Origin of the sequence: Methanosphaera sp., from assembly GCF_022768985.1 — an archaeon.
GTDB lineage: Archaea > Methanobacteriota > Methanobacteria > Methanobacteriales > Methanobacteriaceae > Methanosphaera.
In genome coordinates this window covers 82,145-93,232 of record NZ_JALEKL010000012.1, presented here as the reverse complement: position 1 = coordinate 93,232, position 11,088 = coordinate 82,145, and the positions used below count along the sequence as shown (strand labels likewise).

Here is an 11,088-nt window from a genome sequence, read left to right as displayed (position 1 = left end):
AAGGCATCGCTGGGCAGCTACGCTCTATGATAATAAAGGCTGAAAGCATCTAAGCCTGAGGTATTCCGTAAAAATAAGCAGCTTTTTTAGGACACGAGTAGAAGACTTGTTTGATGGAATTGGGATGTAAGCTTCGAGAGTTTTATTATTCGAGTTGTTAAGTCCGCAGTCTCCAACGTCCGATTTTATTTCACAATTTCAAAGAACACTAAAATAAATAGAATATACTTGTTATGTTCGTACTATTAACAGAAAGTTTAGTCTTTGGTAACATTAAATTATGTTTTACTATAGATACAACATTACTTGAAAATTAGTGTTTTATTAATAAAAATATTAGCTATTTTTATTCTAGTTAGGTGTATTCAGTATTTGGATAATGCTAGTTTTAATATGGATATGCATATTCGATCGTAAAGTATATATATAACTTAGTATATATATTATATTAAGCACAGGTACAGCGACCAAAGCGATAGGGTCACATCTGATCTCGTCTCGATCTCAGTAATAAAGTCTATCTACGTTCTTGTTGGTACTATAAGCGGTAAACTTATGGGAAGGCTCGAAAGTTGCTGGCCTTTAATATTCTTTTTAAATCTAAATTTTATATTACATTTAAACTTGTAATTTTTTTAGGTGCCGTGGTAGTTCAGTTGGGAGAACGCCAGACTGAAGATCTGGATGTCGCTGGTTCAAGTCCGGCCCACGGCATTGAACAATTTATTTTAATTTTTAACTTTGTTTTTAAACTATTTTTTGTAATAATTATTTTTCATGGTAATATTTTTTATTTAAATTATTTTAGTTAGACTATGTAAGAACTATTTCTTTAATTTCCAAGGTTTTATTTCCAGACTAATTTTCAGACTATTTTTTCTAAATTTTATTTTTCATTATTAATTTATCTTTTTTTATCATTGATTCTTATTTGATATTTTTTGGTATCTTTTATTGTGGATGTTATCTATTATGTAATATGTGTTATTTGATTTAGTGTAATGGTTTTAATATAAACTGTGTTGTCATTAATATTCATCATTGATAATTTATCTTTTTTTTATCTGCTGGTGATTTTTTCATAGTTTTCTTTTCATAGTTTTCCTGTTTTTCATTTCTTTTTTTCTACTTTTTCATTATACAAATTCTTATTTTTTCATTATTTTTTAATTTAATTTAGATTGAATTATTTTAATAGTTTATATATAATTCTTAATTTAAATTAAATAAATTCTATTAAATAATTAAAGGATATGGTAAATTTTATAAAATATGTATCATGTTATGTAGATGTAGTATTATTTTTTTATATTTTATTAAAATAAGGTGATTTTACATACTAGTTTTATGATATATTTTCACTTGTATATTTTGTTATTTTTTCTATTTTTTATTGTGTTTTATTGTTATTTTGTTCATTTAGTTTTCCTATTTTTTTGTATGTATTTTTTAGTATATTTTCTAGTTATTTTATTATTTTTTGTAATATTGTTTATTTTAAAATTGGTATTTTATTAATTGTAAAGTTATAATATTGATGTTTTGTAAATGTATTATTATCACATCTGCAGAATTATTTCTGTGGAGTTAATACTTTAAATAGAATTTATTTTCTATTTAGTCTGTAATGGATCTTGTAGTATTAATTTGTGGTTGCCTGGTACGAGGGTTGCTCGGGGAGGAATGTTGGTAATCTACCTGTGATCTGGAGAGTTAGTAAACAGGCAATACTCTACTTTATTTTTAGTTAAAATCTATTTTTTTATAAATATAATAATCTCAAAAAAAGGTATTAAAGTATGGGGGTTATTATTAGAACTTATCCAGTATCTTTTTATAGATATCTTTTTGTGGTTGTTGTGATTTTTCATATACTCTTTTTAATATAAGTTCAGGTGTACTTTTTGCAAGATAATTGATTCTTGGATTACGATCAACTATAAGATTATAGTTTTCATCAAGTCCTTTTGCTTCAATTCCATCAACACGGATATTAAGATCTTTTGTTTGTTTAAGAATCTCAGGTGCCATGTGTGTTACAATTATGGCATAGTTATCTTTATCTTCTATAAGTTGAATAAATCCTGTAATGATCTTTATTGCAGCTTCAAGTTCTGTTATTGATTCAAGCTCATCAATAAGTATAAGTTTACGCATATCTCCTACTGCTGCGGGTATGAATGATTTTAGAAATGTTTCAAATGCACCAGCATTTAATGATTGTCTTTTTGTAAAGTAGTATACTTCATCTGTATGTGCAATTGTTGCACTTTTTGCACATACTCCAATTCCCATGTGTGCCATGATATTTAGTTGTGCAAGTGTTTCAAGAAGTGTTGTTTTACCACCACTGTTTGCTCCTGTAAGAAGAATTATATTGTTTTCATCATCAAGATTATACATGACAGGCTGCATAGAAGTATCATTTTCTATTTCATCTTCTTTAAGTTTAAGATGTAATGCTCCATCTAGTATATATTTATCACCAATTTCTGCAATTGACAGGTCATACTTTTTGTAGAATGCAGCAAGTGCAAACTGGTAGTCATAGTGTATTATTTCATCTACTTCATCTATTATCTGTTTTTTACATTCAGATAATATTGAACATGCATTGATCTTTTTTTCATATTCATTTAGATGAATTGTTGCCATCATATTTTCATTTACTCTTTTAATCTCATTATAATCTATTTTTAGTGGATATTGTATTATGAATGGATCAAATAATATTCCTGTTTCATCTGCAAGTTTTTGACATGCATCATTAAGAACATCTTTATAGATTTTCATAATCTTTGGTGGCATATCTTCATCAGCATTTAATAGTTGTAATACTTCATCGCCAACAAGATTTATCTGTTTTATCTGGGCATTTATTATTGCATCTGCTTCATCTTTTATTTCTTCAACTGTTGTCTCAATTGGTTTGATGTTTTCCTTATCTGGATTAATTGATTTAATTGTATTTATTACATCACCTATTATACTGTCTTTTTTAAGATATTTTCTTAGTGTGTAGACATTTTCTAGGATTTTAAGATTTTGTATGTAATATTCAAGTACACTATTTGGTTGTATTTCATATTCTTCTGCTGTATTTTTTATACTTATAATATTTGCACCACTTGGTGGTTCTATGAGAAATTCATTATATACATAGAGTATAAATTCATAGTCATCTATATTTGGATGATCCTCTATTGGATAAATATCTGTGTATTTGTTATATCCACGTTTTATAAATTCAAGGTAGTCATCATAGTCTTCACATATTATTGCATATGTATCATCAAAGCTTGGATTTATATCATCATCAAGTGGCTTAATATTTGCATAAAGTTTGCTGATATAGTTATAGTCAAGGTCTTCTGTTTCATTTAATGTGTCAATTATTAACTTATTTGTATCTTTTATCATGTCAATATTATTTGTTGGCATCATAAGTCTGATACGATTTTTTGCATATGTTGTATTTGCAAATTTAAGTATTGTATCTATTATTTCATCATAGATTTTCTGTGCTTGTCGTGTTTTTATGAAGTTATTTTCTCCATATCCTAGAATGTATTGTGCAATTTCTAGTGCTTTTTTATTACTAAGTCCTTGTATATTCATTAGTTTATCAATTTCATAGTTTTCTATGCTTTCTTTGAAGTTGTCATAGTCTTGATATGTTTGAATAATTTTTTGGGTAATTTTAGGACCTACACCTTTTATATTTTCAATGTCAGATATTTTCAAACAGCTAAGTCTCCTGTGTACTTTTAATGTAAATATTTTTAAATATTTTTCATATTAAATTATTATATATATCTAGATTAGATTATATTTCTAAATTATTATAATAAATTTTTGGAAAAATATTAGTCTAAATTATAATTTTTTTTAAGAAAACATTTAAAGTGGAATTTATTATGGATTTTTTATTATATATATTGCTTCTTTTATGTGGTGGCTGCTTTAGTGGTCTAATGGCAGGACTTCTTGGTGTTGGTGGTGGAATTATTATCACACCTATCCAGTATAATTTAATGCTGATGAATGGTGTTGAAGCTTCAATTGCACTTCCTATGTCATTTGCAACATCTCTTGCTGTTATATTTGTTACAATGATTAATAGTAGTCAGAAACATTATAAAAATGGAATGATTGAAAAAACAGGACTAGGACTTTTAATGATCTTTGGTGTTATTGGTGCAGTAAGTGGTGCTTTAATATCAACAACTGTAAATGTACGTTATCTTGAAATATTTTTTGGAATTGTATGTATATTTTCTGCAATTAATATGATAGTTCTTAAATATCCTGAAAATGATGATAATATCAATAAAAACTCACTTGCTCATGGACTTCTTGGTCTTATAGCAGGTCTTCTTTCAGGACTTATGGGTGTTGGTGGTGGAGTTATTATGATTCCAGCATTAACAATTCTTTTTAAATATCCTACACGTAAAGCTATTGGTACATCATCTGCTGCAATTATTGCAACAAGTCTTGGTGGTATTATTGCATACATCATACTAGGACAGGGTGTTGTTGGTCTTCCAAGCTTTTCTATTGGATATGTAAATATACTTCAGTTTGTATTTATTGCAATAACAAGTACTCTTATTTCAGGTTATGCTGCAAAATTATCACAGAAAATTAATACTAAATATCTTAAAGCATTACAAGTTGTACTTGTTTTATATATTGGACTTAATATGCTTAGGATAATTTAAAAATAAAACTAAAATAAAAAAAAGAATAAATTTTAAGGTTTATTTTTTATATAAACCTTTTTTAAAATTAGCAGTGTATGTTTTCATATCTTCTGGTAGTTTGTATACTTGTTTTTTATTAACTTTTGAATCTATATATTTCATAATTTCACGTGTTTGTGTAGTGTTATATAGTCTTAAATCAAGACTTAGATTGTCTATTGCTGTTTTTTCTAGTTTTTCTATGTGATTTGTAAGGTCAAGTGTTTTTTCATCATATATTTGTGAATGATTATGTGCATCTATTCTTAGTTGATAGGTGTTGTTTTTTGTGTCTTTAAGATAGTAGAATTCATCTTTATTTTCACCTATAATATCCTTGAAATTATCCTCACTTATCATTAATCTTAACTTACCAAATATCATATATTCAAGTTCACAATCACTATTTACATCAAAGCTTACTAAATCATCAAATCCAAGTTCAGTTGATATAGCTAACCTTTTAAATTCAGGGGTAGTTGCAAGTTTTTCTACTGTGTAATTATTATAAATATTTAAATTAACACCATAACAATCACAACTATTAATTTCTGATGCAACACCAATATTATCTGTTTGAATCTTAATAGCTATACCTTCATCTTTAAGTTGTTCAATGATAGAATTAATTTTTCCAACTTCACTATCACCACAAAGTGCAGGAAGAGTCCATATAAGATTTTTATCACCAATAACAGTTGCAATATCACGAAGTGAATAGAAGATATTTTTATAATAATGACCTTTTATATCATAATTAAAACTACCATCATAGTATACATCATCAATAAAATCATAACCTGCTACAATTTCAGCCTGCTTTTTAGATGTAATATAAGCACCATATTTAACAGTATCTGTTGTATTGTATGTTTTATTTTTATATGCATCTTTAAATTCATCAATACTTTGACGTACTTGTTGTTGTTTTTTGTGTGTTGGATTTTGTGATTTTCTAATTTCACTATCTACATATTCAATGAGATCACGACGAATAGCATTAATAACAGATGTTGGCATGAAAAGATCATCATAGAAGTTAGTATACTCTATATTTTCAATACTATATTGTGTATCACCAGTTTTTCTAAGTTGTTTATCTATAACATCACATGTTAATGGTCTATTTTTTGCTTTCTGGAATTTTTCTGTTGCCTTATAATTAAAGCATTTACCCATACTTGGAATACTACATTTTACTTCAAGTTCCCTTTCATTATTAATATTAATTAACAAGTCAATGGCAACTTTATTAGTATTATCTTCATTAATTATAGCCTTTGTCTTATTTTCAAGGAATTTAGAATAAGTGATATATACAAAACTATCCTTTGTAAGGTTAAGTTTCTTATTAAGTTTTAATTTAACAAAATCCTTTCCCTGTGAAACAATACCACTAACATACATTCCACAACTAGATTTCTCATCAACAAACTTAAGACCATCACCATTAACAATTTCAATAGGATACTTACGATTAGTTAAATGAATTCTAATTTCATCATCATAAACACGGTCAATATAACCAATCATAAAGCCCTGATTACCAGAATACTTACGATTTACAACATCATAACATTCATTTTCCATCATATATCCACTACTAAATCCACGATTAAATGCAACATCAAGCATATACTCATCATCACTACTTAAATTACCACTAACAGCATTTTTATATGCATAAGTTGTAGCTGTAACATACTCACTAGTTTTCATACGACCTTCAATTTTAATAGTGTTAACACCAGCATTAACTAGCTTATCAACATCATGATATGTGCAAAGATCACGAGTACTTAGAAGATAATTACTTTCTGCAATCTCATTACCATTAGATGAGAAAAGCGAATACTTAAGACGACAAGGCTGAGCACAAATACCCCTATTACCACTACGACCACCTAAAAATGATGACATAAGACAGCAACCAGAATAACAATAACAAATAGCACCATGAACAAATGCCTCAACATCCACATCTAAATTATCAGCTAAAGCAGATGACTTAATCATATGTATACGACCAATTGGAACTTCACGAGAAACATTAACACTACTATAACCATTACATGCAAGCCATTTTGTAAATGAATAATCATGAATAGTCATCTGAGTAGATGCATGTAAATTAAGATCAGGAATAAGACTACTAATAAGTGATCCAAGACCAATATCTTCAACAATTACACCATCAACACCAACACAGTAGAGATAATAAACATATTCAATAACATCAATAATTTCACACTCAAGAATAGAAACATTAACAGTAACAAAAACCTCAACATTATATTCATGAGCAAACTCTACAGCTTCCCTAATTTCACGATATGAAAAGTTTTCAGCAAAACCTCTAGCACCATACTTCTTAGCTGAAATATAAACACAATCAGCACCAGCAAATACAGCACTTTTAAGAATATCAAAACTTCCAACAGGTGATAAAACCTTACACTTACCATCCATAAAAAATAAACACTCCTATTATCTTAAATTTTAATCTTTATTATATAATATTTTTAAATTTAAAGATATATAATAATAATATCAAAACAACAAACAAAGGGAAAATTAAGATGTACATAGTATTAGAAGGAATAGATGGATCAGGAAAAACAACACAATGTCAACTACTAAGTGAATCACTAAAAAATATGGGATATGATGTAGAAATAGTAGTTGAGCCAACACAATCAGAAATAGGAAAACTTATAAGAAAACAACTCCAAGATGATACATCAACAACAGACATAAATCAACAAAAACTATCACTACTATTTGCAGCAGACAGACTAACACTAAAACATAAAATACAAAATTCAACAGATAAGATAATTCTAAGTGACAGATCATACTATTCAAGTATAGCATATCAAAACAGTGACAGTATAGATCCAAAATGGATTGAAATAATAAATAAATATGCACCAAAACCAGATCTTACAATACTATTTGATGTAGATGAAGATGTAGCAATAGAACGTTGTGATGAAACAGAAGTATTTGAAAAACTAGACTTTCTAAGAAAAACACGAAAAAACTATCTAAGACTACTTGAAGAAAATAGTGAAATGATAAAAATAGATTCAACAGGCTCAATTGATGATGTTAAATATGAAGTTTTAAAACTACTATCAGATAAACTAGATTTATAAATTCACCTCCCCCTTTTAACTTTTAACTTTTTTTTTATAATAAGCTATTTTGTGGAAGATTAATTTCAAATAAAAAAAAAGAATATGTATATTTTATTTAGAATTTTTAAGGTTAATTTAAAAAAAGAATAAAAAAAAAGAAAAAAATGAAATGTTTATAAATTGAACTTAGTCAATTTTACATTTACATGTGTATTTTTCAACTTCAACTTTGAAAAGTGATGTTACAGAGAAGAGTTTTTCATCAATGTCAATGTATCCGTATCCACAGTGTTTAAGGATTTCACGCATTGCATGTTCTTTTTCTTCATCTTTAACTTCTACTGCATCTCCAAATGCAACAAGACTTGTATAATCTGCTGTTGCACTAGGTGGTGCTTGATGGTATTTTTCAAATACATCTGTTTCTATACATACACGTCCATCTTCAGATATTTTGTTGTATCTTACACCATTAAATCCACCGTGGAAGTAAAATATGAGTTTATCATCATCTGTAAATTCATATCCATATGATAATGGTAGAGTAATTGGGTATCCTTCACCTGAGTTAAATGATACTCTTATTGTTGTTGCACGATTTAAGAATTTCTTAATTTCATCTATATCTGTTACTTCTAATTTTTTGTTACGTAAGTCTGGAATGTTCATAATATTATTCCTCCTATTGTGTAACTATTTATACTTTTAATAATTTATACTTTTAATAAAGTTAAGTGTATTTTTAAGATATTTAATAGAAAATATTACATGATAATATTACATATCAAGTCTTTCACGCATTAAATCTACCATGTAATTTATTGCCTCATTAATTTCATAGAGTGTTCCATGAAACATAGGACCATCATCTGATTTTTTAAGTTCTATTTCATACTTAGCCACAGTTTCTTTTATCTCTGTAACTGTAGGTCCAGGTGGAAGTACAACATCAACTACATGTTTTGTTGCACTTCTTAAATCTTCAAGTTCACCTTCAAAATATACAAGACCTTCACGTGTTTGAATCATGTTAAGATCATATGTACGTATCATTTCATCAACCTGGCTTGGTCTCATACCAGAGAGTACTTTCATTGTCTGTTTTGCCATGATAAATCAACTCTTCATATTTTAGTTTTCTTCCATGTATTTACGTACAGGTGCAAGTTTTTCAACTAAGTATTTAGCAACTGTATTTTTAAGATCCATTGGGTGAAGTTCTTCTTTTGAGTAAATATCATATAACTCATCTTCTGTAAGATCAAGATTTCCACCGAATTTTTCAGGTCTTTCTATGTGAATTTTCTCATTTTCATCAAATATGTAGTAGTGTGCAAGTTCCATAACAGGGTTACCTTCAACTTCTCCAATAGGACAGAAGCTTTTATTAATTTTAGTTTTAATTTCTTTTTCTGAATCATCTACACCAATAAAGTTACCTTTACTACTAGACATTTTATCTGATCCATCTGTTCCATGAATAAGTGGTATGTGTATAACAACAGGTGCATCATATCCCATTTTTGGAAGAATTTCACGTGCAAGCATGTGGATTTTTCTCTGTTCCATTCCACCAACTGCTACATCTACACCTAAATCATGAATATCCATAGCCTGCATTATTGGATATAATGCTTCTGCAACGTTATGGTTTTCACTATCTCTTGAAACTTGAGCCATACTTCTTTGTGCTCTTGATATTGTTGTAAATTGTGCAGCTTTAAATACATCTGACATGTATTCAAATGTAATTCTATCAGATCCAAGGATATATTCTGTATTTTCATCAAGACCTAATGCTTTGAAACATTTAATGTTATAATCTGCAATTTCATTAAGTTCTTTAAGTGTACCTTTACCATTAAGGAATCCATGTAAGTTTGCAACAAAGATTTTAATTTTAAATCCAGCATCACGAAGTGCTATCATACGTTTTACAGTAAGTGCATGTCCAAGATGAACTTTTCCTGATGGTTCAAATCCAACATATGCTACTTTTTCATCCTTTTTTAGAATTTCCTTTAATTCTTCAACTTCTATAACTTCTGTTGTATCTTTTGTAATTTTAGCTATAGCTTCATCAATATTCATTATTTATTTCTCCCAAAAAAATGTTGTATATCTAGTTATTTTTTTTTCTTATAATATTATAATATATATATTCTTTCTTTTATTTTTATGACATTTATTTGACTACCAATATTATGGTTGTGATCATCATTATATTTAAGATCAACAGTCATGTAAGTGTCAGGGTCAAGAACCTGAATTTCAGTTGGTGTAATGTTTGTAATTGTAGTTTCACAGACATCATCCATAGTTGCAATTTTATTAATTTTATCGTATTGCTTCCAACTTATAGATTCCTCACTATGATCTTTAAGATTCATACCCATAAATTTATGACTTCCAATTTTTTTAATCTGATATATTTCATCTTCATATTCAATAAAGTCATTTTTATGAAACGATGGAAGACGTACAGAAAGCCAGGTACGATAAAGATCACGACTTTTTGACTTGTCACGTCCCACAATTTTTCTTGATTCTTTTATTGTTCCACCAAAGTTTTTCTGAAGATTAACTGCAATCTTATGTGCTGCATTATATGATCCTACCTGGTAGTCAACACCCTCTTTTAGCACAGTTCTTTCTGTTACATATGCAAGCTTGTTTGTTTTTGATATTCTTTGAATTTCATTTGCAATGAAAATATCTGCTTCATTAATTTCTTCATCTTCAAGTTTACGATCATCTGCTCTTAGCTGTATTACTGCTTCATAGTATCCTGAGAAGAACTTACTACAGTCTGGACATACACTTTTTTCAACTTTTACATCGATTGGATAGTCTTTTTCTATTGGTTCACCTATCACATCACCTGTAACATGAAGAACACATTCATATACTCGTCCACGATTATTTAGAATTTCTGTTGTTATCTGTGCATTTGATAGTTTATCATTTATTTTAATTTCTTTTCTTATTGCATCATTGATAATTTCATCATCATAGTAGCCAGATTGTACCCATTTTTCATGTTTTTGTATGGCACCACAGTGTGAACATGCCTTAAATGTTGCATATTCTGGAACTTCTACTAATTCAAATTCCTTAAGAAAACAGCTTTTACATAGTCCATCATAGAGTTTTTCTTCACTGCTACATAATAAACAAAACATTTCTCTAATTCACCTCAATAT

General features: G+C 28.2%; 8 protein-coding genes, 1 tRNA gene and 2 rRNA genes. 5 read left to right on the top strand and 6 right to left on the bottom strand.

What is annotated here, in order from left to right; all coding sequences use genetic code 11:
• The 3 genes from MRZ80_RS06885 to MRZ80_RS06875 form a co-directional block, all read left to right on the top strand.
• A 23S ribosomal RNA gene (locus tag MRZ80_RS06885) occupies positions 1-195 on the top strand; the annotation flags it as partial.
• A 264-nt stretch (positions 196-459) separates the two neighbouring features.
• Positions 460-581 (top strand): 5S ribosomal RNA (rrf, locus tag MRZ80_RS06880).
• Between the two features lie 60 nt (positions 582-641).
• A tRNA-Phe gene (locus MRZ80_RS06875) sits at positions 642-714 on the top strand.
• Between the two features lie 1,098 nt (positions 715-1,812).
• Here the strand turns inward: MRZ80_RS06875 and MRZ80_RS06870 are convergent.
• Positions 1,813-3,744 (bottom strand): AAA family ATPase, encoded by a 1,932-nt coding sequence (locus MRZ80_RS06870; RefSeq protein WP_292537666.1) that lies wholly within the window; start codon positions 3,742-3,744, stop codon positions 1,813-1,815.
• A 173-nt stretch (positions 3,745-3,917) separates the two neighbouring features.
• Here MRZ80_RS06870 and MRZ80_RS06865 point away from each other — a divergent pair, with 173 nt between their 5' ends.
• Positions 3,918-4,724: a sulfite exporter TauE/SafE family protein gene (locus MRZ80_RS06865; protein ID WP_292537664.1), complete on the top strand. Its 807-nt coding sequence runs from the start codon at positions 3,918-3,920 to the stop codon at positions 4,722-4,724.
• 39 nt (positions 4,725-4,763) lie between these two features.
• Here the strand turns inward: MRZ80_RS06865 and MRZ80_RS06860 are convergent, their stop codons facing one another.
• Positions 4,764-7,214, bottom strand: coding sequence for a U32 family peptidase (locus MRZ80_RS06860; RefSeq protein ID WP_292537662.1), 2,451 nt, complete (start codon positions 7,212-7,214; stop codon positions 4,764-4,766).
• Between the two features lie 110 nt (positions 7,215-7,324).
• Here MRZ80_RS06860 and tmk point away from each other — a divergent pair, with 110 nt between their 5' ends.
• Complete coding sequence (gene tmk, locus MRZ80_RS06855) at positions 7,325-7,903, top strand: dTMP kinase (RefSeq protein ID WP_292537659.1); 579 nt, start codon at positions 7,325-7,327, stop codon at positions 7,901-7,903.
• A 168-nt stretch (positions 7,904-8,071) separates the two neighbouring features.
• Here the strand turns inward: tmk and MRZ80_RS06850 are convergent, their stop codons facing one another.
• The 4 genes from MRZ80_RS06850 to MRZ80_RS06835 form a co-directional block, all read right to left on the bottom strand.
• On the bottom strand, positions 8,072-8,554 hold the full coding sequence (locus MRZ80_RS06850) for a pyridoxamine 5'-phosphate oxidase family protein (RefSeq protein WP_292537657.1): 483 nt from the start codon (positions 8,552-8,554) through the stop codon (positions 8,072-8,074).
• Between the two features lie 108 nt (positions 8,555-8,662).
• On the bottom strand, positions 8,663-8,995 hold the full coding sequence (locus MRZ80_RS06845) for a hypothetical protein (RefSeq protein WP_292537655.1): 333 nt from the start codon (positions 8,993-8,995) through the stop codon (positions 8,663-8,665).
• A 21-nt stretch (positions 8,996-9,016) separates the two neighbouring features.
• Positions 9,017-9,976 carry a tyrosine--tRNA ligase gene (locus tag MRZ80_RS06840; RefSeq protein ID WP_292537653.1) on the bottom strand — a complete coding sequence of 320 codons (960 nt, stop codon included), beginning with the start codon at positions 9,974-9,976 and terminating at the stop codon, positions 9,017-9,019.
• A gap of 56 nt (positions 9,977-10,032) precedes the next feature.
• On the bottom strand, positions 10,033-11,067 hold the full coding sequence (locus tag MRZ80_RS06835; RefSeq protein WP_292537651.1) for an NMD3-related protein: 1,035 nt from the start codon (positions 11,065-11,067) through the stop codon (positions 10,033-10,035).
• Positions 11,068-11,088: the final 21 nt, after the last annotated feature.